Annotated in this window: 24 protein-coding genes; 11 read left to right on the top strand and 13 right to left on the bottom strand. The window is 72.6% G+C overall.

The window, feature by feature from the left end; all coding sequences use genetic code 11:
- Nucleotides 1-83 precede the first annotated feature (83 nt).
- Nucleotides 84-521: a CBS domain-containing protein gene (locus Asi03nite_RS16105; protein WP_203680582.1), complete on the bottom strand. Its 438-nt coding sequence runs from the start codon at nt 519-521 to the stop codon at nt 84-86.
- A gap of 191 nt (nt 522-712) precedes the next feature.
- Here Asi03nite_RS16105 and Asi03nite_RS16100 point away from each other — a divergent pair, with 191 nt between their 5' ends.
- Nucleotides 713-880, top strand: coding sequence for a hypothetical protein (locus tag Asi03nite_RS16100; RefSeq protein ID WP_203680580.1), 168 nt, complete (start codon nt 713-715; stop codon nt 878-880).
- A 97-nt stretch (nt 881-977) separates the two neighbouring features.
- Here the strand turns inward: Asi03nite_RS16100 and Asi03nite_RS16095 are convergent, their stop codons facing one another.
- The 3 genes from Asi03nite_RS16095 to Asi03nite_RS16085 all read right to left on the bottom strand — a co-directional run bounded on the left by Asi03nite_RS16095 (nt 978) and on the right by Asi03nite_RS16085 (nt 3200).
- Entirely contained in the window at nt 978-1370 is a 393-nt protein-coding gene (locus Asi03nite_RS16095) for a hypothetical protein (RefSeq protein WP_203680578.1), read from the bottom strand.
- Nucleotides 1371-1589: 219 nt separating this feature from the next.
- Nucleotides 1590-2135, bottom strand: a complete 546-nt coding sequence (locus Asi03nite_RS16090; protein WP_203680577.1) for a hypothetical protein — start codon at nt 2133-2135, stop codon at nt 1590-1592.
- Nucleotides 2136-2279: 144 nt separating this feature from the next.
- Nucleotides 2280-3200, bottom strand: coding sequence for a siderophore-interacting protein (locus Asi03nite_RS16085; protein ID WP_203680576.1), 921 nt, complete (start codon nt 3198-3200; stop codon nt 2280-2282).
- A 135-nt stretch (nt 3201-3335) separates the two neighbouring features.
- Here Asi03nite_RS16085 and Asi03nite_RS16080 point away from each other — a divergent pair, with 135 nt between their 5' ends.
- Both Asi03nite_RS16080 and Asi03nite_RS16075 read left to right on the top strand, forming a co-directional pair.
- A complete protein-coding gene (locus tag Asi03nite_RS16080) occupies nt 3336-3791 on the top strand; it encodes a response regulator (RefSeq protein WP_203680575.1) in 456 nt (151 codons plus the stop codon).
- Between the two features lie 220 nt (nt 3792-4011).
- Complete coding sequence (locus Asi03nite_RS16075; RefSeq protein WP_203680574.1) at nt 4012-5511, top strand: PP2C family protein-serine/threonine phosphatase; 1500 nt, start codon at nt 4012-4014, stop codon at nt 5509-5511.
- Between the two features lie 137 nt (nt 5512-5648).
- Here Asi03nite_RS16075 and Asi03nite_RS16070 read toward each other — a convergent pair whose 3' ends face one another.
- The 3 genes from Asi03nite_RS16070 to glnII form a co-directional block, all read right to left on the bottom strand.
- The gene (locus Asi03nite_RS16070) at nt 5649-6041 is read right to left on the bottom strand and encodes an ATP-binding protein (protein ID WP_203680573.1); all 393 of its coding nucleotides are present in this window, start codon (nt 6039-6041) and stop codon (nt 5649-5651) included.
- Nucleotides 6034-6363, bottom strand: coding sequence for an STAS domain-containing protein (locus Asi03nite_RS16065; protein WP_203680571.1), 330 nt, complete (start codon nt 6361-6363; stop codon nt 6034-6036). The genes Asi03nite_RS16070 and Asi03nite_RS16065 overlap by 8 nt, the downstream gene beginning before the upstream one ends.
- 167 nt (nt 6364-6530) lie before the next feature.
- Nucleotides 6531-7538, bottom strand: coding sequence for a glutamine synthetase (gene glnII / locus Asi03nite_RS16060; RefSeq protein ID WP_203680570.1), 1008 nt, complete (start codon nt 7536-7538; stop codon nt 6531-6533).
- 335 nt (nt 7539-7873) lie between these two features.
- Here glnII and Asi03nite_RS16055 point away from each other — a divergent pair, with 335 nt between their 5' ends.
- Nucleotides 7874-8749, top strand: coding sequence for a universal stress protein (locus Asi03nite_RS16055; protein WP_203680569.1), 876 nt, complete (start codon nt 7874-7876; stop codon nt 8747-8749).
- Between the two features lie 31 nt (nt 8750-8780).
- On the opposite strand, the gene Asi03nite_RS16050 is transcribed toward Asi03nite_RS16055, so the two are convergent.
- Nucleotides 8781-9662, bottom strand: a complete 882-nt coding sequence (locus Asi03nite_RS16050) for a Sco1979 family transcriptional regulator (RefSeq protein ID WP_203680568.1) — start codon at nt 9660-9662, stop codon at nt 8781-8783.
- A 262-nt stretch (nt 9663-9924) separates the two neighbouring features.
- Between Asi03nite_RS16050 and Asi03nite_RS38520 the strand changes: the two genes are divergently transcribed.
- Entirely contained in the window at nt 9925-10347 is a 423-nt protein-coding gene (locus Asi03nite_RS38520) for a helix-turn-helix domain-containing protein (protein ID WP_203680567.1), read from the top strand.
- A gap of 19 nt (nt 10348-10366) precedes the next feature.
- Here the strand turns inward: Asi03nite_RS38520 and Asi03nite_RS16040 are convergent, their stop codons facing one another.
- Entirely contained in the window at nt 10367-11227 is an 861-nt protein-coding gene (locus Asi03nite_RS16040; RefSeq protein WP_203680566.1) for a L,D-transpeptidase, read from the bottom strand.
- 83 nt (nt 11228-11310) lie between these two features.
- Here Asi03nite_RS16040 and Asi03nite_RS16035 point away from each other — a divergent pair, with 83 nt between their 5' ends.
- Complete coding sequence (locus tag Asi03nite_RS16035; protein WP_203680564.1) at nt 11311-12315, top strand: LLM class flavin-dependent oxidoreductase; 1005 nt, start codon at nt 11311-11313, stop codon at nt 12313-12315.
- A gap of 112 nt (nt 12316-12427) precedes the next feature.
- On the opposite strand, the gene Asi03nite_RS16030 is transcribed toward Asi03nite_RS16035, so the two are convergent.
- Nucleotides 12428-13372 carry a PfkB family carbohydrate kinase gene (locus Asi03nite_RS16030; protein WP_203680562.1) on the bottom strand — a complete coding sequence of 315 codons (945 nt, stop codon included), beginning with the start codon at nt 13370-13372 and terminating at the stop codon, nt 12428-12430.
- Nucleotides 13369-13986, bottom strand: coding sequence for a TetR/AcrR family transcriptional regulator (locus Asi03nite_RS16025; protein ID WP_203680560.1), 618 nt, complete (start codon nt 13984-13986; stop codon nt 13369-13371). The genes Asi03nite_RS16030 and Asi03nite_RS16025 overlap by 4 nt, the downstream gene beginning before the upstream one ends.
- Nucleotides 13987-14074: 88 nt before the next feature.
- Here Asi03nite_RS16025 and Asi03nite_RS16020 point away from each other — a divergent pair, with 88 nt between their 5' ends.
- From Asi03nite_RS16020 to Asi03nite_RS16010, 3 genes are read left to right on the top strand one after another with little or no spacing between them, the layout of a single operon-like run.
- Nucleotides 14075-15223 (top strand): acyl-CoA dehydrogenase family protein, encoded by a 1149-nt coding sequence (locus Asi03nite_RS16020; RefSeq protein ID WP_203680558.1) that lies wholly within the window; start codon nt 14075-14077, stop codon nt 15221-15223.
- A 17-nt stretch (nt 15224-15240) separates the two neighbouring features.
- The gene (gene fabG / locus Asi03nite_RS16015; protein WP_203680556.1) at nt 15241-15990 is read left to right on the top strand and encodes a 3-oxoacyl-ACP reductase FabG; all 750 of its coding nucleotides are present in this window, start codon (nt 15241-15243) and stop codon (nt 15988-15990) included.
- An 11-nt stretch (nt 15991-16001) separates the two neighbouring features.
- Nucleotides 16002-17159: an acyl-CoA dehydrogenase family protein gene (locus Asi03nite_RS16010; RefSeq protein ID WP_203680554.1), complete on the top strand. Its 1158-nt coding sequence runs from the start codon at nt 16002-16004 to the stop codon at nt 17157-17159.
- Between the two features lie 100 nt (nt 17160-17259).
- Here Asi03nite_RS16010 and Asi03nite_RS16005 read toward each other — a convergent pair whose 3' ends face one another.
- Entirely contained in the window at nt 17260-18132 is an 873-nt protein-coding gene (locus Asi03nite_RS16005) for a polysaccharide deacetylase family protein (RefSeq protein ID WP_203680552.1), read from the bottom strand.
- Nucleotides 18133-18208: 76 nt separating this feature from the next.
- Between Asi03nite_RS16005 and Asi03nite_RS16000 the strand changes: the two genes are divergently transcribed.
- Both Asi03nite_RS16000 and Asi03nite_RS15995 read left to right on the top strand, forming a co-directional pair.
- The gene (locus Asi03nite_RS16000) at nt 18209-18832 is read left to right on the top strand and encodes a CG0192-related protein (protein ID WP_203680550.1); all 624 of its coding nucleotides are present in this window, start codon (nt 18209-18211) and stop codon (nt 18830-18832) included.
- 178 nt (nt 18833-19010) lie between these two features.
- Nucleotides 19011-22298 (top strand): S8 family serine peptidase, encoded by a 3288-nt coding sequence (locus Asi03nite_RS15995; protein WP_203680548.1) that lies wholly within the window; start codon nt 19011-19013, stop codon nt 22296-22298.
- Between the two features lie 2 nt (nt 22299-22300).
- Here the strand turns inward: Asi03nite_RS15995 and Asi03nite_RS15990 are convergent, their stop codons facing one another.
- Entirely contained in the window at nt 22301-23668 is a 1368-nt protein-coding gene (locus tag Asi03nite_RS15990; protein ID WP_203680546.1) for an FAD-dependent oxidoreductase, read from the bottom strand.
- Nucleotides 23669-23875: the final 207 nt, after the last annotated feature.

The following is a 23875-nucleotide window of genomic DNA, read 5'->3' as shown; positions in this document are numbered from 1 at the left end:
TGCCGTTGGTCGCTGCCGGGCTCATGCCGGCCGGTGCTCGGTGCCTGGCGCTCGATACACCTCTGGGCCCGGCCGGGAGTGTGTCAGGTGCGGTCGCCGGTGATGTAGTCGGCGAGGGTGGTTCGTTCCGTCTCCAGCTCGTCGATCCGGTTCTTGACGACGTCGCCGATGCTCACCACACCGGACAGCCGCCCGTCGACCACGACCGGCACGTGCCGGAAGCGGCGTTCGGTCATCAGCCGTTCGACGTCCTCCAGGTGGGCCTCCGGGGAGACCGTTCGCACCTGGCTGGTGTGGATGGCGCTCACCGGTTCCGCGAGGACGGCCGGCCCGCGTTCGGCGAGTGTGCGGACCACGTCCCGTTCGCTGACGATCCCCTCCACCGTGACGCCGTCCCGCGACACCACCACGGCGCCGATCCGGTGGTGCGCGAGCTGCCTGATCAGCCCCTCCACAGGTGTGTCCGGCGGGACCGTCACCACACTCGCGCCCTTGACTCGAAGAATGTCCCTGATTCGCATCGCCCCTCCTGTGCCGCTCGACCCCCGTACTCCTCTCCGCATCCCCCTGCCTTCTATGCCGAAAACCGGCCCCGCAAGTCAAGGGCCGGGGATTTGGGCCCGCCACTTGAAACGTTCGAGCCGCCGGCTGCGGGCGCTCCGACCTGCGACAGCGGCTCATCAGGCAATTCCGGCGGAGAAAGGCGGCGGGCGTGCAGATGGTGGCGCGCCGCACGCTGTCCGGGATCACCTGCCCGATCATCGCCCCCGAGGCCCAGATCGAGATCAAGCGGATGTACCCGGTCTGGAATCCGGCCCTCCCGCGCCGGCCCAGGGACGCCACCGACATCGGCCGGCTGGGAGCCCGCCTCCGCCGCTGACCGAAGCCGCCCGACCCGCTGGCTACGTCGCGGACCGGGCGGGCTCGGCGCCGGCCGTGGACCTGGGAGTCCGGGCGCCAGGAATGCGGCCGGGTGGTCAGCGGCTGCCGAAGACGGGGCGGGTGAGCAGAGGACGACTGAAGGCCGCACGGCCGGAGCCGGCGCGGCCGGAGGTGGAGCGGCTGAAGGACGGGCGCCCGGCGGAGCGGACCGGCTGTGTGTTGCGTTTGCGGAGGAGGAACAGCGCGGCCGCCGCCGCGCCGGCCAGGGTCAGCAGGGTGGCGCCGGCGGGTTTGCGGTGGCTGGCGACCGCCTGCACCGGGCGGGAAGTGCGGACCTTGGACACCGCCTGGGCCGGGCGGGAAGTGCGGACCTTGGACACCGCCTGGCGGAGCCGGGACCGGTCGTCCTGGCCGAGCCCGGACGGGTCGTCCTCGTGGAGCCGGCCCGGGTCGTCGGTGAGGGCCTGCTCAGATGCGTTATTGGTCATCGCTGTCTCTCCCATCCGAAGCCGATCGGATTCGCAACCGACAAGTTCGCTGTGTGACCGAACCTAACCGGAGCGTGATGGGAATGTTGTCTCCAAAGCGACAGAACGGACCGATCCGGCACTTTCCGGCCACTCGGTGGGGGTACGCTTCGGCTCGCCAGCGGCGAAGACGTCACGCACCCGAGCGGCTTGCGGAGCACGTATCCGATGTGGCAGAGGTCATCGGCGGCTCCTGCCTCCCGTTCGAGCCAGCGGCGCGACGTCAGCAGGCGGCCCCGGCAAGAATGCGCCCAGCGCTCGTGCGGCCGACGCGAGCAGCAGGGTCCCGGCGGTCTCCCCGAGCAGCGTGAGCAGCACCCCGGACAGCGACATCCCGGGCGTGATCACGGCCCGCAGCACCAGGGCGGCGACGGCGCTCAGCGCCGCCGCCGCGGCGATCCGGGCCAGGCGGGCGCGTCCCGGGCGGAACCGGTCGCCGTGCCGCAGCCACCAGCCCGGCGCCCAGCGTTCCACCAGCACCGCGAAGAGCACCGCGGGCGCCGTGACCGCGACCGCGGCGCCGAGCCCGGACAGCGTCCCGCCGCCGGTCGCGACGGTGGCCGCGGCGGTCAGCGTGGCCAGCGCGATCACGTCGAAGCGGCGCAGGCCCCAGCGGCCCTGCGCGAGCATCCACACCGCGGCGACCGGCAGCGGCAGGAACGGGAAGGCGAGCAACTGGACCACCGCGAACGCGGCGATCCGGGCGACGTAACGGGCGACGGTCATGGCTCGACCATCGTCCGCGCCTCACCGGTCATGAGGCGCCCACCCGGTCCGGTCAGCCGACTCCGGCCTCGCGCGGGGCGGCCGCACACGGTCCGTGGAGCGCTCCGCCGCGCCCGCCGGTCCCGGCGGGGGATCAGGAGGGGATCAGCACTGCGCCTTGCCGAGGCGCCAGTAACCCATGAAGGCCACCGCGCGCCGGTCCACGCCGCACACCCCGACCAGATGCCGGCGCAGAGTCTTGATCACCGCGGCCTCCCCGGCCAGCCAGGCGTAGAACCCGTGGGTGGGCTCGGTCCGGTCCGGCACCTCCCAGAGCAGGTCCTCGTCGACATCCACGTCCTCGAGCTCCGCGCAGGTCACCCCGGCGGCGTCGCCCAGCAGGTGGGCGGCGGCTGCCTGGACCGCGGGGATCAGCTTGCTGCCGTGGTCCGCGCCGTCGCGCGGGACCCAGGTCACCCGGACGCCTGCCGGAACGTCGAGGAGCAACTGGTCGGCGCTCTCCGGCACTTCCAGCAGGACCTCGCCCCGGGCGTCGGCGGGGAGCCGGGACAGGATCGAGGCGATCGCGGGCACGGCGGTCTCGTCGCCGACCAGCAGCATGCGGTTGGTGTCCACCGGCGGGTGGAAGTCGACGCCGCCCGAGTTGCCGGCGAAGTCCGCGTTCGGCCCGAGCAGGCAGGCGACGGAGCCGGGAACGGCCGTGACGGCCCAACGGGAGGCCGGGCCGCAGACGCCGTGCAGAACCATGTCGACGTCCAGCTCGCGCAGGTGGGCGCGGACGTTGCGGACCGTGTACGTCCGGATCGGGTTCTGCCGCTCGGCGGGCAGGGCGCGCCACCGCGTGTACCAGTCCTCGCCCGTGGGCAGGTGGTCGAGACCGCCCTCGGCCAGCGGGGTGATCAGCTTGATCCGCTGGTCGAAGCCGTTGTCGGCGAACTTGTCGAGATCGTCGCCGGTGAACGTGACGCGCACGAAGTTCGGGCTGAGCCGGGTGATCCGGGCCACCGAGACCGGGAAGAACCGGAACGGCGCCGCCTCGGTCGACGGAACAACGGTCAGGGTCACAACGCCTCCCACATTTGGATTAGGTAACCCTAACCTAAGACTTCTCGCTCTCCGCAACCCGATCGCACCCGGGAATTCCCTGCGGGCAAGGGCCGGCCGGACGATCTCATGGGTCCCACGACCAAGGAGCCCGCGATGCCGCAGACCTCTTCCACCGCCCTGTCGTTCAGCGACGCGGAGGCCGGTCTGTCCTGGCCGGTGGGGGACTGGGCGGCGGCGCTGGAGCCGCCGACCGTGCTGATCGCGGACGACGACGAGAACATCCGGGACCTGATCGGTACGCGGCTGCGGGCGGCCGGCTACCGGACGCTGGAGGCGGCGGACGGGCGGACCGCGATGGCTCTCGCCGTGGGCGAGCGGCCGGCGCTGGTGCTGCTCGACGTGTGCATGCCAGGGCTGGACGGGCTCGGCTTCTGCTACGAACTGCACTCGTCGCCGCAGACCGCGCACCTCCCGGTGATCTTCATCAGCGGGCGGGCCGAGCCGGCCGACCTGGATCTGGCCCGAGTGGTCGGCGCCGAGGACTACCTGGTCAAGCCGCTCGATCCCGCCGAGCTGCTGCGGCGGGTGCAGCGCCTGCTGGGGCACTGAGACCCCGGCCCGCGATCACGCGGGAGCGGCCTCACGCGCGGGACCGGACGAGGACGTCGCGCAGCTCCCCGGCAACCGGGTCAGCTCGCTCATCGACGCGTCCGCCTGGCCGACTGCATCGGATCCTCGACAGGGTCGGGCCCACTCCAGAAACCGCTCACGTCTTTTTGGCGGTATTGCGCAAGTCGTCCGCGGTGTTCCGGGCCGGTAGGCTGCGGGGATGGCCGACGAGGACGTGGTCCGGGAACTGCTCGCCGTGGTGCCCGCCGGCTGCACCTGGCTGCTCCCGGTCACCGGCGAGGACGGCCGGGTCACCGACTTCCGGGTGGCCGCCACCAGCGACCGGATCCTGGACGTCTACGGCCGCGGGGCGCAGCGCGTCGACGGCCGGCTGAGGGAGCTGTACCCGTCGGTGGTGGACGGCCCGCTCTGGCAGCTCTACCTGGAGGTGCTGCGCACCGGGAGATCCGCCACCATGGACGATTTCCGGTACGGGGAGTCCCGTCCCGGCGTCGTCGCCGAGTCCCGCTTCGAGATCAGCGTGCACCCCGTGCTGGGCGGCCTGCTCGTCTGGTGGACCCGGGTCGACGAGCACCGCCGCCGGATGGAGAACACCGAGCTGCTCGGCAGCCTCGGCTGGGCGGAGTACGACCTGGCCACCGGCCGGTCCGAGTGGTCGCCGGGGATGTACCGGATCTTCGAGCGCGACCCCACCGAGGGACCGCTGTCCCGGGCCGACCAGGCCGCCGCGATCCCGCCCGAGGACCGCGGCATCGCCGAGGCGGCCTGGCAGACGCTGGAGGTCGGCGCGCCCTCGGACGTGACGGTCCGCTTCCGGATCGGCGGCCGGCTCAAGCACCTGCGCATCCTGTCCGACCTGGCGCACGACGCGACCGGGCGGCCGGTGAAGATCTACGCCGTGGTGCAGGACGTGACCGCCCGGGTGGCCACCCGCACCGAGATCGAGCGGCTCAGCGACCAGGTCCGACTGGGCGAGCTGACCGCGCTGGCCGAGCACCGCCTGGCCCGGCAGTTGCAGCGGATGATCCAGCCGGTGCCGGAGGGCGCGTTCGAGCTGGACGGCCTGGAGGCGATGGTCAGCTACCTGCCGGCGGAGAGCGCGTTGCAGGTGGGCGGGGACTGGTACCACGCGCAGACGCTGCCGGACGGGCGCGTCGTGCTAGCGGTCGGGGACGTCGCCGGGCACGGCATGGAGGCCGCCAGCGGGATGGCCCATCTGCGGTTCGCCCTGGTGGCGTGGCTGTCGGCGGGGATCCGCGATCCCGGGTTGTTGCTGCGCCACCTCAACCGGCTCTGCGCCGAGCTGGGCATCACCGCGACGGCGGTGGTCGGCGTCTACGATCCGGCGACGCGGCTGCTGCCCTGGGCGCGGGCCGGCCACATGGCGCCGATGCTGGGCCGGCAGGGGCGCGGTGTGGACCTGGAGCGCCCGCCGGGGCTGCTGCTGGGCGCGGAGAGCGAGGCGGACTTCCCGGTGGTCGACGTCCGGCTGTGCCCGGGCGATCTGGTGTTGTTCTACACCGACGGCCTGGTCGAGCACCGCGGTGACGTGGCGCGGCGGTCGGCCGAGGTGCGGGACCAGCTGAGCGCCGTGTCGGCGGCGCCCGGCGCGGATCCGCTGCCGCGCATCCACCGGCTGCTGCACGCGCCGAGCCCGGACGACGACACCTGCACACTCACCGTCCGCGTCCGGCATTGATCGTCCGGCGCCAGCCGAAGCCGGCCGGTGGAAGGCCCGGTGCGATCGGCGGGCATTCTTGCCTTGCCGGGGATGCGGTGGGAAAGGGGCGTTGCGCTGTCGGGGGCGCGGCTGTCGTGCGTACCCCCGGGGGGTTTTCAGAGGTCCAGGCAGATGCGGACCATGGTGCCGCCGGGGACCGCTGTGGTGTAGACCTCGTCGCAGATCCGTTCGACGATGGCCAGGCCCCGGCCCCGGATCGCCTCGGCCGACGGCATCGCCCGGCCGAACGGGCGTGCGCCTCCGCCGTCCACGACGTCACAGACCAGCCGGCCGTTCTCGGCCCAGACCCGGATGTGACCGCCGCCGCCGGTGTGCTGCAGTGTGTTGGTGGTGAGCTCGCTGACCGCCAGGGTGAGCAGCTCGATCCGGGCGGGCGGCAGGCCCAGGGCGAGGGCCCGCTCGGCGACGAACGTGCGGACCGTGCGCAGATCGTCGGGCTCGGTGTAGCCCATCCCGTCGGCGTCGCTGTTCTGCTGCTGGTCAGGCATGGCGGCGCTCTTCGGCCGGAGCTTTCAGCAGGGTGTCCAGCCCGGTCAGTTCGAGCACGGCGGCGGCCGCGCCGGCGGCTTTCGTCACGTAGATCCGGCCGCCCTGGCCGCGTGCCGCGTGATGGGCCGTGACCAGGGCGTGCACACCTGTGGAGTCGAGGAAGCCGACCTCGGCCAGGTCGACGAAGACCGCCTTCGACCGGCTGACCGCGTCGAGCAGCACCGCGGTGAGCCGGTCCCGGGCGGTGAGGTCGCAGTCGCCGGCCAGGAACACCGTGACACGGCCCGGCTCGGCGGCTGTCCTCGCCTCGAAGCTCGCCATCGACCGCCGTACCTTTCCCTGCCTCCGGGGAAGTCTGCCCGGCCCATCATGACATCCGCAGGCCGTGAGCGCGCCTCCGGAAGCTGTCCGCGGCCGGAAAGGGCGCTCCGGGGCGGGGGAGGGCACGCGCCGGCGGGGACGCGCCCGGCGCGTGCTGCCCGTGCCGGTCAGGGCCGGGCCAGGGCCTCGCAGCAGGTGTCGATCAGCAGGCGGGTGACCACGTACGGGTCGACGTTGGCGTTCGGCCGGCGGTCCTCGATGTAGCCCTTGCCGTCCTTCTCCACCTGCCACGGGATGCGCACCGACGCGCCACGGTCGGACACGCCGTAGCTGTACTCGGTCCACGGGGCGGTCTCGTGCAGGCCGGTCAGGCGCTGCTCGATGCCGGCGCCGTAGCCGTCCACGTGCTCCTGGCGCCTCTTGCCGAGCGCCTCCGCGGCCGTGATGATCGCGTCGTAGTTGTCGCGCATCGCGTTCGTGGAGAAGTTGGTGTGCGCGCCGGCGCCGTTCCAGTCGCCCTTGACCGGCTTCGGGTCCAGGGTGGCGGCGATGCCGTGGTCCTCGGCGATGCGGTAGAGCAGCCAGCGGGCCACCCACAGCTCGTCGGCCACCTGCGGAGCCGCCACCGGGCCGATCTGGAACTCCCACTGACCCGGCATGACCTCGGCGTTGATGCCGGACAGGTGCAGGCCGGCGGCCAGGCAGGCGTCCATGTGCTCCTCGACGATGTCGCGGCCGAAGACCTCGTCCGCGCCGACGCCGCAGTAGTAACCGCCCTGCGGGGCCGGGAAGCCGCCGCCGGCCGGGAAGCCGAGCGGCCGGCCGTCCTTGAAGAACGTGTACTCCTGCTCGATGCCGAAGATCGCCTCCTGGTCGGCGTACTTCGTGGCGCTCGCGACGCAGGCGGCCCGGGTGTTCGTCGGGTGCGGGGTGCCGTCGATCAGCTCGACCTCGCAGAGCACGAGGATGTTGTCGCCGCCGCGGATCGGGTCCGGACAGGTGAAGACCGGGCGCAGCACGCAGTCGGACTTGTCGCCCGGCGCCTGGTTGGTGCTGGAGCCGTCGAATCCCCACATGGGCGGCTCGGCGCCGTCGGCCAGGATCTTGGTCTTGGACCGGAGCTTCGCAGTGGGCTGGGTCCCGTCGACCCACATGTACTCGGCCTTGACAGCCATTCACTTCTCCTCAGACGGATACGGCGCCGGATGGCATTGCCGGACGACCCTGGCGCGGCGGGAGGAGGTTAACGGCCGAAGATCAAATCCATGTTTCCGATCCCGGCCGGCGGACGAGTGATCCGCGCCACCCGCGGTGATCAGCGCGATCGGTCTGACCGATGTGCGCCGTGGCGGCGGGCGGTGCGCGCTCGCTGTACCGGTATGTCGGGGAAGTGCCGAAGGTCCTGTCCACATCGAAGCGAGAGGACCATAATGTGACGGGCCCCACACTCTTGCCCGGGGCGGGCCCAGCAACGACGATCGAGGGAAGCAGCGCGGGAGGAGGCGGCGCCGTGGACAACCAGAGGATCGTGGTGGGGTACGACGGCTCGGCGGATGCGCGCAAGGCAGCCCGGTGGGCCCTGGACGAGGCCGAGCGGAGCGACATGCCGGTCGAGCTGGTTTATGCGTACGAATGGCCCAGTTACGTCCCGGCGGCCGCGATGATGCCGGCCGCGGCGGTCTATCCCGATCTGGACACCGATCTGGCCGTCGCCGACATGCTCGGCCGGGCCGTGGACACCGCGATGAGCACTCACCCCGGCGTCCGGGTGTGGGCCCGGGTCGAGCACTCCACCGCGGCGGTCGCACTGATCCAGCGCGCCGCGGACGCCTCCCTGGTGGTGCTCGGCGGACGCCGGCCCACCGGAGTGCGCGCCTGGCTCGGCTCGACCAGCGGGTCGGTCAGCGCGCACGCCCGCTGCCCGGTGGTGGTGGTCCGCGGCGAGCCACGGGTCACCGACCCGGTGGTGGCCGGGGTCGACGGGTCGGAGGCCGCGGGTCAGGTGCTGGGTTTCGCGTGCGAGCAGGCGGCGGTCCGTGGGGTGCCGGTGCGGGCGGTGCACGGGTGGTCCCCGCCGGACGGGCGTGACCTGCTCTGCGACGCGAACCTGCGCGCGGTGGCCGAGGAGCGCGGCCGGCTGGAGGCGATGGTCGGCTGCTGGCGGCGCAGGTTCCCGTCGGTCCCGGTCAGCGCCGAGGTGGTGGTCGGCTCGCCGGGCGAGGTGCTGGCCCAGGCCGCGGCCGGGGCCCAACTGGTGGTCGCGGGCGCCGGGGCCCGCCGGGCGCTGCGCGCGATGCTGCGCCCGTCGGTCGGCCGTCATCTGCTGCACCGGGCCCGCTGCTCGGTGGCGCTGGTGACGCGCACGCGCACCGCGATCCGCTTCTGACCGGCCCGGCCCGTGGCGGCGCCGGGTCAGATCAGATCCGGTCGGCGTCGAGATCGTCCAGGACGCGCTCGAGGAACTTCCGGGTCCCGGCCGGCGGCTCGGCCTCGATGAACAGGCGGCCGATGGCCGCGGCGTAGTGGTCCACCTCCTCGCGCTTGTCCAGGTAGAGCGCGCTGGTCAGGTGCTCGATGTACACCACGTCCGGCAGTTCCTCGTGCGGGAAGCGCAGGATGCTGAAGGCGCCGCCGGCCGCGGCGTGGCCGCCGGAGTTGAACGGGACCACCTGGAGCCGGACGTTCGGGGACTCGCACGTCTCGATCAGCGCGAGGATCTGCTCGCGCAGCACCGGCCGGCCGCCGATCGGGCGGCGCAGCGCCGCCTCGTCCAGGACCGCCCACAGGCGTGGGGCGTCCGGGCGCTGCAGCACCTTCTGCCGTTCCATGCGCAGGCGGGCGCGGCGCTCGATCTCGTCCGTGGTGGCGTTGCCGTGGCCGAGACGGATCACCGCACGGGCGTACGCGTCGGTCTGCAGCAGGCCCGGGACGAACTGCACCTCGTACGTCCGGATCAGCGAGGCCGCCTGCTCCAGGTCCAGGTAGTTCTGGAACCAGGTGTTCAGCACGTCGCCGTATGCCTGCCACCAGCTGGGCGCGTTCGCCTCGCGGGTCAGCGCCAGCATCCGGTCCAGCTCGGCCCGATCCTCGACGCCGTACAGCTTGAGCAGGTCGACGACGTCGCGTTCCTTGAAACCGACCCGGCCCAGCTCCATCCGGCTGATCTTCGACTCGGAGGCCCGGATCACGTACCCCGCCTGCTCGCGGGTCAGCCCGCTGGCCCGGCGCAGCGCACGCAGGTGCGCGCCGACCTGGAGCCGGCGCACGGTCGAGCCGCTTATGTCGTTGTCGTCCGCCAAGGAAACCTCCCGGCAAGGAGCCTAGATAACCGAGTGGGCAGGAGCCTAGGAGGCACCCCGGCGGATGTCCACGCCGGACTGATCTCTCCCGCCGGCCGCGGCCGGACCCGGCGGGCCTCGTCACCCGGGGCGGCCCGGCGGCGCAGAGGACGACGACTCCGGCGGCACGTCGGGTGCCCAGGCGGGGAACGCGGGACAGCACCGTTCGCGGCCGCGCCGTGGTAAGGCAGGATGGAGTCCACAGTCGCGGGAGGGGACGGGCATGCCACTGTTGCGCCGGGTCATCGGATCGGTGTTGCGCCGGGTGCGTCAGCGTCAGGGGCGCACGCTGAAGGAGGTAGCGGCCGACGCCGGCGTGTCCCTGCCGTACCTCTCGGAGGTCGAACGCGGCACCAAGGAGGCGTCGTCGGAGATCCTCGCGGCGATCTGCCGGGCGCTCGGGCTGCCCATGACCGACCTGCTGGACCTGGTCCGCGACGAGATGCTGCGCCAGCCGGCGGTGCGCCAGCCGATGGTCCGCCAGCAGGTGCGCCCGGCCGGCCGTTACGAGGTCGCGGCCTCGCGGACCCGGCGCGGCCCGGTCTGCTCGGTCGGCGGTGGCCGGCGCCCGGCGCGCCGATCCGCCGGCGGACGTCCGCGGACCGGGCTGGCCCGGATGTCCGCCCGCCTGCTGGTGACCTGCTGACCGGACCGGCGGGGCGGCGTCAGGCGAGCACGGTCAGCGTCGTCCCCGCCGGGATCTCGTCGAGCAGCTTCTGCTGCGCGTCCCTCGGCATGCGCAGGCACCCGTTCGACACGGCGTGCCCGAACGCGCCCTTGTTGTACCAGGCGTGGATGCCGGTGTGCGCGATTTGGAACGCCTCCGCCATCTTCTCCGGCTCCTCCGGGACCGACCCCAGCACCAGCGCGTCCATGTTGAGGTAGATGTCGCCGCGCATGCGGGTCGTGCCCATCACGTACGTCCGGCCGGTCGGCGTCGGCGTCGACTTCGAGCCGGTCGCCACCGTCCACCGCCGCTGCTCCCGGCCGTCGCGCAGCCAGACCAGCGAGTGCTCGGAGAGGTCGGCGATCAGGTGGTCGTGCAGCGCCTCGATCTCCCAGCCGCCGGGCGGCACCCAGCCGATCCGCCGGTTGACCGAGGGCACCAGCACGGCCACCCAGCCGCTCTGCTCCCCGACGATCGGCACCACGGTGCGCAGCCCGCTGATCGACGGCGGCAGGTAGGCGCGCGGCTTGCCGCCCGGCGCGTCGTAGAGCGCCACCTTCCGCGCCGGGTGCAGGCCCCGGGTGGGCGCGACCGTGGACCTGGCGTCCGGGTCGGCGGGCAGGCCGCTCGGCCCGTCCGTGTACTTGATCACGGGGAGGCCGGCCGGCGGTTTAGCGGCGGCCAGCGGCCGCGGTGACGAACTGGGTGACGGCGCGGGCGCCGGGGCGGACGGCGTCACCCACTCCCCGGCGGTCACGTCCGCGTCACGGTTGTGGGCGAGACCGATCGCCGCGCCGGCGGAGAGCACCACGGCGGTGGCCGCGGCCGTCAGGTACACACGGGTCCGGGGGCTGGACATCGGCTCAGCCTAACCATCGCCGGCCGAATATGAAGGATCTTGTAAACAACGAGTGGTTCACATCTCCGGGATAGGGTGCAGGCATGCTGCGCAAGCTGGGTTTCCTCACCATCGGCCTGTTCGACGAGGCCGATCCGCGACGGGGCCACGAGTCGACTCTCGAGATCATCGAGCTGGGCGAGCGCCTCGGCTTCGACAGCGCCTGGCTGCGCCACCGGCACCTGCAGTTCGGCATCTCCTCGCCGGTCGCCGTGCTGGCCGCCGCGTCCCAGCGCACCAGCCGCATCGAGCTGGGCACCGCGGTCACCCCGCTGGGCTGGGAGAACCCGCTGCGCCTGGCCGAGGACTTGGCCACGGTGGACCTGTTGACCGGCGGTCGGCTCAACCCGGGCATCAGCGTCGGCCCGCCGATGAACTTCGACCGCGTCAAGGACGCGCTCTATCCCGGCACGGCCGATGCGGAGGACTTTGGCTACGCCCGGGTCGAGAGACTGCTGGCGTGTGTTCGGGGTGAGCCGGTCACCGACGTCGAGGGCACCGTCGGCTTCGAGCGGTTCTCCACGCGCGTCCAGCCGCACTCGCCGGGCCTGGCGTCGCGCCTGTGGTACGGCGGCGGTTCCCTGCGCTCGGCCCGGTGGGCCGGCGAGCACGGGATGAACTTCCTGACCAGCAGCGTCGTCAAGGCCGAGGAGTCGGAGGACTTCGCGGAGATCCAGCTCTCGCACATCCGGGCGTTCCGCGCCGCCCACCCGGACGGCGACCGGGCCCGCGTCTCGCAGGGTCTGGTCGTGATCCCCACCGACTCCGCGTCCCCGGCGCAGCGCGAGAAGTACCGGGCGTACGCGGAGGCGCGTACCCCGCGTACCAGGTCTCCGCAGGGACCGGCCCGGATGATGTTCGCGCCGGACATCGTCGGCACCGTCGCCCAGATCGCGGACGAGCTGGCGGCGCACGCGGCGTTCCGGGAGATCGACGAGGTGGCGTTCGCGCTGCCGTTCACCTTCGAGCACGAGGACTACGTCCAGATCCTCACCGACATGGCCGAGCGCCTCGGTCCGGCCCTCGGCTGGAAGCCCGCCGCCGCGTAGCCGCTGGACGCCACCCCCGCCGTGGGCGCCGGTGGCCGCGCGTGTCACGGTCCCGGCTGGTGGTCCCGGGTGTCCCGGGGCCGTCGAGACACCTCTGTGCGCCGGCTGGTCCTTATCGCATCCAGGCCCGGGTGCCGAACGACGCGCAGGATCTCGAGGCCACCGCCGCGGCCTCGTCGAGGGCTGCCGCGAAGGTCCCGTCGGTCAACGGCCAGCGGCCGGCGACCGCCACGGCCAGCGCGCCGTGCAGCACGTCGCCGGCGCCCAGGGTGTCGACCACTGTGGGCTGCGGGACCGGCTGTTCGCGGAAACCCTCGCCGGTCCAGCGCAGGATCGGCTCGGCACCCCGGCTGATGGCGATCCAGCGAACCCCGGAAGCTGCGAGAGTTTCCGCGACAACCCGAGCGGAAGCCGGACCGGCGCCGGGGACGGAAGCGGCGCCGGGAGCACGAGTGGCACCCGGGCCGGGACCGGCGTCGCGCGCGGGAGTGGAGTCGGGAGTGGCGTTCGGCGGGCGGAGGTCGGCGGAGCAGACCACCACGTCGGCCAGCGGCAACAGCGACGGAGTGACCGCCTTCCAACTGCCGGCGTCGAGCAGCGTGGGGATCCCGAGGCGGCGCGCCGACCGGAGCACCGCGACCGCCAGCTCCGGATAGTGCCCGTCGACGAGCACCGCGGCCGCGCCGGCCAGCCATCGGGCCGGATCCGGAACGGACAGCGCCCGGGCGGCCCCGTTCGTGGAGACCACCGCCCGATTGCCGCCGCTGGCCACGATGCTGGAGACCGGTGGCGCCCCCGGATCGCCGGCCGCCAGGTCCACCAGCCGCACCCCGGCCGCCGAGAGATCGGCGCGGATGCCGGCGGCGAGCGGATGGCGCCCCACAGCGGTCACCAGGACCGCGGGCGTCCCCAGGTGAGCGGCGGTCACCGCCGCGTTGGTGGCCGGCCCGCCGGCGGCCACTGTCTGATCAACAGCGGTCACCTTCTCGTTGTCACCCGGATAGCGGGACACCCGTTGCAGGATGTCCAGCGTGCACAGCCCGGCGCAGAGGATCATGCGGCCAGCCGGGCGGCGAGTCCGTCGACGAACGTGACGAGCGCGAACTCGAAGCTGTCCCGGTCCACCTCGTCGGCGTGCTCGCGCAGCCGGTGCGCGTCGCCGAGCGCCGGGTACCGGTCCAGGTAGACCTGCACGTCGTCGGCGAAGCCGCGCGAGAACGACCCCATCGCCGCGCCCAGGACCAGGTATTTCGTCGAGGCTCCGATCATCGTGGCGTCCCGGGCGGGCCAGCCCGCGGCGACCAGGCCGCCGTGCACGGCGTCGGCGCGGCGCAGTGACGCGTCGCGCCGGCCGGGGCCGCGGGCCAGGAACGGCACGATGTTCGGATGCTCGGCGAGCGCCGCACGGTACGACCGGGCCCAGCCGAGCAGGCCCTCGCGCCACCCACGGGCGAACGCGCTCACGTCCACCTTCTCCATGATCTCGCCGGCCACGTCGTCGAGCAGCTGCTCCTTGGTGGGGAAGTGGAAGTACAGCGCGGGGGCGCTCACCTTCAGCGCTGTCGCGAGTTTCCGCATGCTGAGGCCGTCGAGCCCGTCCCGGTCGATGATCTCCAGTGCCGCCGACCGGATGCCGTCCCTACTGAGCAGCGGAGTCGTCGGCCGCGGCATGCGTTCCTCTCCCATGCGTTGTGGTGGCTAACACTGTTAAGTTAACATGGCCCGGGAAACCTGACAGCGTTCAATTTAGGAGCCCGCCGTGGATCTCGCCCTCTCGGAGGAACAGCAGCACCTGCGTGACCTCGCCCGGGACTGGGTCGAGCGCGAGGTGGTGCCGCACGCCGCTGAGTGGGACCGGGCCGAGCAGGTCGACACGAAGATCGTCGGGAAGCTCGCGGAACTGGGCTTTCTCGGTCTCGGGATCGCGGAGGAGTTCGGCGGCTCGGGCGGCGACTTCCTGGACTACGCGCTGGTCATGGAGGAGCTGGGCCGGGGCGACACGTCGGTGCGCGGCATCGTCTCGGTGACCCTCGGCCTGGTCGCCAAGACCGTTCAGGCCCACGGCAGCGACGAGCAGAAGCGCCGCTGGCTGCCCGCGCTCTGCTCGGGCGAGACGCTGGGCTGCTTCGCGCTCACCGAGCCCGGCACCGGCTCGGACGCCGGCAACCTGGCCACCCGGGCGGTCCGCGACGGTGACGACTGGCTGATCAGCGGGGAGAAGATCTTCATCACCAACGGGACCTGGGCCGGGGTGGCGCTGCTCTTCGCCCGTACCGGAGATTCCGGCCCCAAGGGTGTTTCGGCTTTTCTCGTGCCCACCGACCGGGAGGGCTTCGGCCGCCGCGAGATCAAGGGGAAGCTGGGTCTGCGCGGGCAGGCCACCGCCGCGCTGACGCTCGACGAGGTGCGCGTGGGGCGCGACGAGATGCTGGGGCCCGAGGGCGCCGGCTTCACGATCGCGATGCGCGCGCTGGACAAGGGGCGGATCGCTGTCGCCTCGGGCAGCGTCGGCCTGGCGCGGGCGTGCCTGGAGGCCGCCGTGGGGTACGCCGGGGAGCGCACCCAGTTCGGCAAGCCGATCGCGGCGTACCAGCTGGTCCAGGAGATGATCGCGGACATCGCGGTGGAGACCGACGCGGCGCGCCTGCTGGTCTGGCGCGCCGCCGACCTGGTCGACCGCGGGCAGCCGTTCGGCACCGCCGCCTCGATGGCCAAGCTGTTCGCCAGCGAGACCGCGGTCAAGGCGGCCAACCAGGCGATCCAGGTCTTCGGCGGGTACGGCTACGTCGACGAGTTCCCGGTCGGCAAGTACATGCGCGACGCCCGCGTCCAGACCCTGTACGAGGGCACCAGCCAGATCCAGAAACTGCTCATCGGCCGTGCGCTGACCGGGATCAGCGCCTTCTAGAACAAGGGAGTTCCCGCATGAGCCGGGTTGTCATCGTCACCGGAGCCGCCCGCGGCATCGGCGCAGCCACCGCGTTGCAGTTCGCGTCCGAGGGCGCCTCGGTCGCGGTACTCGACCTCGACGAGGGTGACTGCGCCGGCGTGGTCGGCCGGATCCGGGCCGCCGGCGGCACCGCGATCGCGCTGGGCTGCGACGTCGCCGACGAGGCCCAGGTGGACGCCGCGATCGACAAGGTCGCGGCCGAGCTGGGCGGCGTCGACGTGCTGGTCAACAACGCGGGGGTGACCCGCGACAACCTGCTGCACAAGATGCCCGCGTCGGACTGGGACATGGTGATGAACGTGCACCTGCGCGGCGCGTTCCTGTGCAGCCGGGCGGCGCAGCGGCACATGGTGCCCCGCCGGTCCGGCAAGATCGTGAACACGTCGAGCGTCTCCGCCCTGGGCAATCGCGGTCAGGCCAACTACGCCGCGGCCAAGGCCGGCATCCAGGGCCTCACCCGGACGCTGGCGATGGAACTGGGACCGTTCGGGATCAACGTCAACGCGGTGGCCCCCGGCTTCGTCGTCACCGAGATGACCGACGCGACGGCCGCTCGGATCGGCGTCTCCGCTGCCGATATGCAGGCCAAGGCGGCCGAGATCACCCCGCTGCGGCGGGTCGGCCAGCCCGAGGACATCGCCAAGGTCGTCGCGTTCCTGGCCAGCGACGCCGCATCGTTCGTCACCGGCCAGACCCTGTACGTCGACGGTGGACGCCGTCTCTGAGAAAGGTCGCCATGCGCCGCACTGTTTTCAACGAGGACCACGAGGCCTTCCGCCAGACCCTGCGGGAGTTCCTGCAGGCCGAGGTGGTTCCGCACTACGACCAGTGGCTGCACGACGGCGAGGTGCCGCGCGAGTTCTACAAGAAGTTGGCCGAGCTCGGCCTGTTCGGCATCGAGGTGCCGGAGGAGTACGGCGGCGCCGGCATCGACTCGTTCAAGTTCGCGGCCGTGCAGTACGAGGAGACCGCCCGCGCCGGTGTGTCGTTCGGCGGCTCCGGCGTGCACGTGGCGCTCTGCCTGCCGTACCTGCTGAAGCTGGCGACGCCGGAGCAGAAGCAGCGCTGGCTGCCGTCGTTCGTCAGCGGCGACATGATGTTCGCGATCGCGATGACCGAGCCCGGCACCGGCTCCGACCTGGCCGGCATGAGCACCACGGCCAAGCTCACCGAGGACGGCCGGCACTACGTCCTCAACGGCGCGAAGACGTTCATCACCGGCGGCGTCCTGGCCGACCGGGTGATCGTCTGCGCCCGCACGTCCCCGCCTAGGCCGGATGACCGCCGGTTCGGCATCTCGCTGCTCGTGGTCGACACCAAGCTGCCCGGCTACTCGGTCGGCCGCAAGCTCGACAAGCTCGGCCTCAAGACGTCGGACACCGCCGAACTGGCCTTCCAGGACGTGCTGGTGCCGGTCGAGGACCTGCTCGGCGAGGCGAACAAGGGCTTCTCGTACCTGGGTCAGAACCTTCCGCAGGAGCGGCTGGGCATCGCGTTCGGCGCCTACGCGCAGGCGGCGGCCGCTGTCGAGTTCGCCAAGAAGTACACCCAGGAGCGCAAGGTCTTCGGCCAGACCGTCGCGTCGTTCCAGAACACCAAGTTCGAGCTGGCCGCGTGCCAGGCCGAGGTGGACGCGGCACAGGCGGTGGCGGATCGCGCGCTGGAGGCGCTGGACGCCGGCGAGCTGACCGCGGCGGAGGCGGCGTCGGCGAAGCTGTTCTGCACCGAGGTGGCGCACCGGGTCATCGACCGCTGCCTGCAGTTGCACGGTGGCTACGGCTTCATCAACGAGTACCCGATCGCCCGCCTCTACGCGGACAACCGCGTGAACCGCATCTACGGCGGCACGTCCGAGGTGATGAAAATGATCATCGCGAAGGACATGGGCCTGTAGGCCCCGGCTGGTCGCCCGGGGGCGTCTCACGGTTCGTGAGGCGCCCCCGGGCGCAGCCGCGCCGCCGGCGACCGCGGGCCCGGCTGTGGCGGGGCGGGCGTCAGCCGGCCGCGGGCGTGGCGGCGGCGCCGGGGACGTAGTCCTCCAAGCGGGCCGGCGTGAGGCCGGCCTTGTGGATGGCGTTGAGCACGACCAGGAAGTCGTCGACGAAGGCCGGCCGGAAGTGCATCAGGATGATGTCCCCCGGGGCGACCACCTTCTGCGGCGGCTGGAAGCGGAACTTGCCCTTGTCGGCGCTCTCCATCCAGGTGAACGACGCCAGCATGCCGCAGTCGTGGACGGCCCGCAGCGTGGTGGCGTTGAAGTTGCCGCCGGGCGGGCGGAACAGCGTGGGACGACGGCCGTAGTACGACGCGAGACGGTCGGCGCCGCCGCAGATCTGGCGTTTCTGGGCGTCGTAGCCCAGGCCGGTCAGGATCGGGTGGCTGATCGTGTGGTTCTCGATCGTCGCGCCGGCCGACTGCAGCGCGGTGAAGTACTTCGGGTCCCCTTTCACCGCGTCGACCTCGAGGAACAGCGTGACCGGCACGTTCGCGGCGCGCAGCAGCTGGAGCGCCCTCGGGTCCTTCTCCCAGCCGTCGTCGATGGTGACGAAGGCGACCTTGTCGGTGGTCGGGATGCGGGTGAAGTTCGCCGCCCTGCCGTCCTCGGGCAGCGTCACCTGCGTGGTCACCGGCGGTGGCGGCGGGAACACCGGCACGCGGCGGCGCAGCGCCGAGGGCAGGGCCATGCGCGCGTCCGACTCGGCGGCCGGCGGCGTGGAGAGCGACTCGGTGACCGGTGTGGACGCACCGGCGCCGGGCGGTGCGGAGGCGCCGGGCGGCGCACCGGCGGTGCTCGGGGTCGCGGTGTCGCCGCACCCGGCGACGACGGCGAGCGACAGTGCCGCGGCGGCCACCCGGAGCAGGTTCATGCCGGGGTGACGGTGCCGGGAGCGGGGGCGTTGACCGGGGCGGGCAAGTCTACGGTTCGTCATTAGGGTGCTCAGTATGGCGTTGTTGCACAAGTCGGTTCTGACACCGACCAAATTGGAGCTTCTGAGCACGTGGCTGCCCGGCCGGAGCTGGTTTCCGGGGCGGTCCGCGCCCGCTGTGGACCGGGTCGGCGCGGCCCGGTTCGACGACCCGGACGGCGTGGTGGGCATCGAGATCCTGCTGGTCCGGGTGGGCGGCGGGCCGGTGCTGCACGTGCCGCTGACGTACCGCGGCGCGCCGCTGGACGGCGCCGAGCGGTTCCTCGCCGGGACGATGCACCACAGCGTGCTCGGGCAGCGGTGGGTCTACGACGCGTGCGGGGATCCGGTGTTCGCGCGGGTGCTCGGCGACGCGATCCGCGACGGGGCGCAGCAGGCGGTGGAGGAGCTGCACGAGGATGGCCGGGTGGTCGTCCGGGAACCGAATCTCCTGTTGCGCGGCAGCGGCTCCGCGGCGCCGGCAGCCGGCGAGATCGTCGAGGTGGTCGACGGAGAGGTGACCCGCGTCGTCACGGCCACCGGCAGCGGTCTGGAGATCTTCCGTACGCCGGGGCCCGCACCGGCCGGGCAGGACGCGATCCTGACCGCCGACTGGGCGGGCGCCGCGAGCCCGGTGCTCCTCGCCCGCCTGACCGCGTAGGCCCCGGGGTCCCCGGCGGCGGGACGGGGAGCATGGTGGCCAACGGGTGAATCGACCATGGTCACGGGAAGGTCACGAACCTTATCCACTGTAGTGACTTCCATCCGGTTCGATCGCAGACTCCCGGAGAAGCGCCCGGACACCCCTGGCGGGCGCACACCCTCCGGAGGACCCGCACGTGACACAACCATCCCGCTGGGGCCGACGAACGTTCACCTCGGTCCTGGCGATCGGCCTGGCGGCCGGCGTGACGACGGTGAGCGGCTCGCTGCCGGCCGCGGCCGCCCCGGCGCCGGTGAGGCAGGACGGCGCGCCGGCGACCGAGAGCGTCGACCCCAAGGACTCGCCCGCCGACTCGCTCGGCGCGCACGACGCGGGCCTGCTAGCCGAGGCCCGCGCCGAGCGCCGGCCGGCCGTCACCCTCATCATCGCCACCGACCAGGGCCGGTCGGCGGACGTCGCGGCCCGGCTCGAGGCGCTCGGCGGCACCGTCGCCCGGCGCTTCGACGAGGTCGGCTACGTGCTGGCCACGGTGCCCACCGGCAAGGTGCTCACCGCGGCCGGGCTGCCCGGCGTCGCGGCCGTCGACCTGGACGAGACCGTCAAGCTCCCCGAGCCCGACCTGGCCTCCGGCGCCAAGGGTGGCACGCGGGCGCCAGTGGCGGCCGGGCCGGGCGCGAACACCCCGGCCGACAACCCGTTCCTGCCGGCCGGCGAGACCGGCTCGGTGGAGTTCAAGCGCAAGCACCCGGCGTACGACGGGCGCGGCGTGACCATCGGCATCATGGACAGCGGCGTCGACCTGGCCCACCCGGCCCTGCAGCGGACCACCACCGGCGCGCGCAAGATCGTCGACTGGGTGACCGCCACCGACCCCGTGGTGGAGGGCGACGGCACCTGGCGCGCGATGCTCACCGAGGTGGCCGGCCCGGCGTTCACGTACGCCGGCTCGACCTGGAAGGCGCCGGCCGGGACCTGGCGGATCAACCGCTTCAGCGAGGCCATCACCACCAACTCGGAGCCGGCCGGCGACGTCAACCGGGACGGCGACACCACGGACGTCTGGGGTGTCCTCTACGACCCGGTCAGCCACGACATCCGGGTCGACGTGAACCAGAACAACGACTTCACCGACGACGCCGTGATGCGGCCGTACCGGGAGAAGTTCGACGTCGGCTACTTCGGCACCGACAACCCGGCCACCGAGATCGCCGAGCGGATGCCGTTCGTGGTGGAGTACCGCGAGGACGTCGACCTGGCCCCGGCCGGCCTGCCCGGCGTGGCCGACTTCGTCAACATCGGCATCCCGGAGGGCCTGCACGCCACCCACGTGGCGGGCATCGCCGCGGGCAACGACCTGCTCGGCAACCGCGACCTCGACGGCCAGGCGCCCGGCTCGACGATCGTCTCCGCGCGGGCCTGCTCGTGGGGCGGCGGCTGCACCGCGGCCGCGCTCACCACCGGCATGGTCGACCTGGTCGTGAACCGGCACGTCGACGTGGTGAACCTGTCGATCGGCGGCCTGCCCGCGCTGAACGACGGCAGCAGCGCCCAGGCGCAGCTCTACCAGAGCCTGATCACCGGGTACGGGGTGCAGCTGTTCGTCTCGGCCGGCAACTCCGGGCCGGGCCTGAACACCGTCGGCGACCCGTCGGTCGCCACCGACGCGGTGAGCGTCGCGGCGAGCGTGTCGAAACAGACCTGGCTGGCCAACTACGGCTCGGTGACCCGCAAGGACCTGCAGCTGTTCCCGTTCTCCTCGCGTGGCCCGCGGGAGGACGGCGGCTTCAAGCCGAACATCACGGCGCCCGGCTCGGCCATCTCCGCGTCGCCGACCTGGGAGGCGGTCGCCGGGATCGACACGGTCGGCTACCGGCTGCCGGCCGGCTACTCGATGCAGAACGGCACGTCGATGGCCGCGCCGCAGGCCACCGGCGCCGCCGCGCTGCTGCTTTCGGCCGCCGCGCAGAACCGGCGCACGGTCACCCCGGCCCAGCTGCGCCGGGCGATCTACTCGACCGCCGACCCGATCCCCGGCGAGCAGGTGCACGAGCAGGGTTACGGCGTCGTCGACGTGCCCGCCTCATGGAACCTGCTCACCCGGATCACCGAGGTGCGCGGGTACACCTCGTCGGCGCCGGTCTGCACCCCGCTCGCGCAGTACCTGGCCACGCCCGGCGTCGGCGCCGGCATCCACAACCGGTGCGCGGCCGCGGACGGCGGCTTCGAGGCCGGCCGGACCAAGGTGGTGACGCTGTCGCTGACCCGCACCAGCGGCCCGAACCGGACCGTCCTGCACCGGCTCTCGTTCGCCGGTGACCGTGCGGCGTTCTCGACGGTCCCGCTGGTCGGACTGCCGCTGAACAAGACCGTCAAGGTCCCGGTCCGGGTGACCGCCGGCCGCGGCGTGACCAGCGCGCTGCTCGAGGTGGACGACCCGCTGACCCCGGCGATCGACTTCGAGGTGCTGAACACCGTGGTCACCGGCGTGGAGACGAAGAGCCCGTCGTACGCGACGACGTTCTCCGGCGCCGTCGACCGCAACTCCACCACGTCGTTCTTCGTCACCGTCCCGCCGGACGCCACCTCGCTGCAGGTGGACCTGGGCGGTCTGGCGGCCGGCTCGCAGACCCGGTGGATCGCGATCAACCCGTACGGCGTGCCGGTCGAGCCGACCTCCAGCCCGTACTGCTACACCGGCTACTCCGACCCGGCGGCCTGCAAGCCGGAGGAGCGGTCGTACGACAACCCGGTCCCGGGCGTCTGGGAGCTCGAGGTCGAGTCCCGGCGCACCTCGCCGCTGCTGAGCAACCCGTTCGCGCTGACCGCCAAGGTGCAGGGCGTGACGGTCTCGCCGGAGACGGTGACGCTGCCCGGCGTCCGGGTGGGTGCCGCCACCCCGGCGAGCTGGACGGTCGCCAACCGGTTCGGCCCGATCACGATCATCCCGCAGGGCGGTCCGCTGGGCAGCTCGTCGACCCAGCGCCCGACCATCGAGCAGGGTGGCGTGCAGGACTACACGGTCGACGTCCCGGCCGGCGCGTCCCGGCTGAACGTGGCCATCGGCGGCACCGCCGACCCGGCCGCCGACCTGGACCTGTTCGTCTACGACGCGAACGGCGTCGAGGTGGGCCGGTCCGCGGACGGCGACTCGCAGGAGGCGGTCACGCTGCTCTCGCCGGCCGCCGGGAGGTACAAGGTGGAGATCCAGGGGTACTCGGTGCCCGCCGGCTCGACCGCGTACGACTACCAGGACGCGTACTACAGCCCGGCGCTGGGCGGCGTGTCGGCGCCGGGCACGCCGATCGCGCTGGCGGTCGGGGCGTCCGCGACGGTCACCGGCGCGGTGACCGTCTCCGCGGTCCCGCCGGCCGGGCGGCACCTCTCCGGTGAGGTGTCGTTCGTGACCGGCGAGGGCGCGGTCGTCGGCCGCGGGTCGGTCCGGATCGGTTCCGTCACGCCGTGACGCTACGGCCGAGGGGGCACTTTGCGGAGGGCCTCCTCGGCCTTGCGGGCGGCGATCAGAATCGGATCCCAGACCGGGGCGTACGGCGGCGCGTAGCCGAGATCCAGACCGGTCATGTCACTGACGGTCATCCGATTCCACACCGCCACGGCGAACGCGTCGATCCGCTTCGCCGCCTCGGTCCGGCCCACGATCTGCGCGCCGAGCAACACTCCGCTGTCCCGCTCGGCGATCACCTTGACCGTCATCGGCACCGCGCCGGGGAAGTAGCCGGCCCGGTTCGTCGACTCCACCACGGCGCTCACCGTCGCGAAGCCCGCCTGTTCCGCCTCCCGTGAGCTCAGCCCGGTGCGGGCGACCTCCAGGTCGCAGAGTTTGGTCACGGCGGTCCCGATGATCCCGGGGAACGTCGCGTACCCGCCGCCGATGTTGATCCCGGCGACCCGGCCCTGCTTGTTGGCGTGCGTGCCGAGCGGCACGTGCACCGGGCGGTTGCTGATCCGGTGGTGCACCTCGGTGCAGTCGCCGGCCGCCCAGACCCGGCCCACCACGCGTTGCCGCTGGTCGGTGCGGAGCCCGCCGGTCGTCCCGACGGGCAGGCCGGCGGCTTGGGCCAGGGCGGTGTTGGGGCGTACGCCCAATCCGACGACCACGACGCCGGCCGCGACCGGACCGCTGTCCGTGGCCACCGCCGTGATCCGGCCGTTCGCCGTCTCCAGGCCCTCGACCGTGACGCCGGTGCGCAGGTCGATGCCGAGTTGCCGGATCGAGTCCGCGACCAGCGCGCCCATGTCCGGGTCGACGGTGCCCATCGGCTGCCCGGCCTTCTCCACCAGGGTGACCCGCAGGCCGCGGTTGATCAGCGCCTCGGCCATCTCGACGCCGATGTAGCCGGCCCCGATCACCACGGCGGACTCCGGCTTCTCGGTGTCCAGCCACGCGCGCAGCGCCGCGCCGTCCTCGAGCGTCTGCACGCCGAAGACGCCTTCCTCCGGCACCTGCGCCCAGGGCGGCCGGACGGGTGTCGCGCCGGTCGCGTAGACCAACTCGTCGAAATGCTCGGTCCGGGACACGCCGCCGTCGAGGTCACGCACGGTGACGCGCTGCGCGGCGAGATCGATCCCGGTCACCTCGTGCCGGGTCCGTACCTCGATCCCGGCCTTGCGGAACTCCGCGGGCGCTCGGGCGACCAGCGCGTCCGGGCCGTCCACCACCCCGCCGATCCAGTACGGGATGCCGCACGCCGAATAGGATACGAACCGGCCCATCTCGAACGCCAGGATCTCCAGCGCGTCCGGGCCGCGCTTGCGCCGGGCCTGCGCGGCCGCCGACATCCCAGCCGCGTCCCCACCGATCACGATCAGTCGCACTCGCCCATTGTGCCCGGTTACGCGCTCCGGTTTCCGGCAGATTTCGGCAAGGCTGTTGCCTCCGGCATCGGCCGGAATCTATGGTGACCGCACCTTGTCGAAGCGCTTCGATTCCGCCACCGAGGGAGACCGGCATGCGCACCGGACGCGGACCGGCGATGCTGGCCGCCGCACCGCTCACCGTCCCGTTGATCGCCACGCCGGCAC

The sequence above is a fragment of the Actinoplanes siamensis genome, from assembly GCF_016862395.1.
Classification (GTDB): Bacteria; Actinomycetota; Actinomycetes; order Mycobacteriales; family Micromonosporaceae; genus Actinoplanes; species Actinoplanes siamensis.
This window is presented reverse-complemented; position numbering and strand designations above follow the sequence as displayed.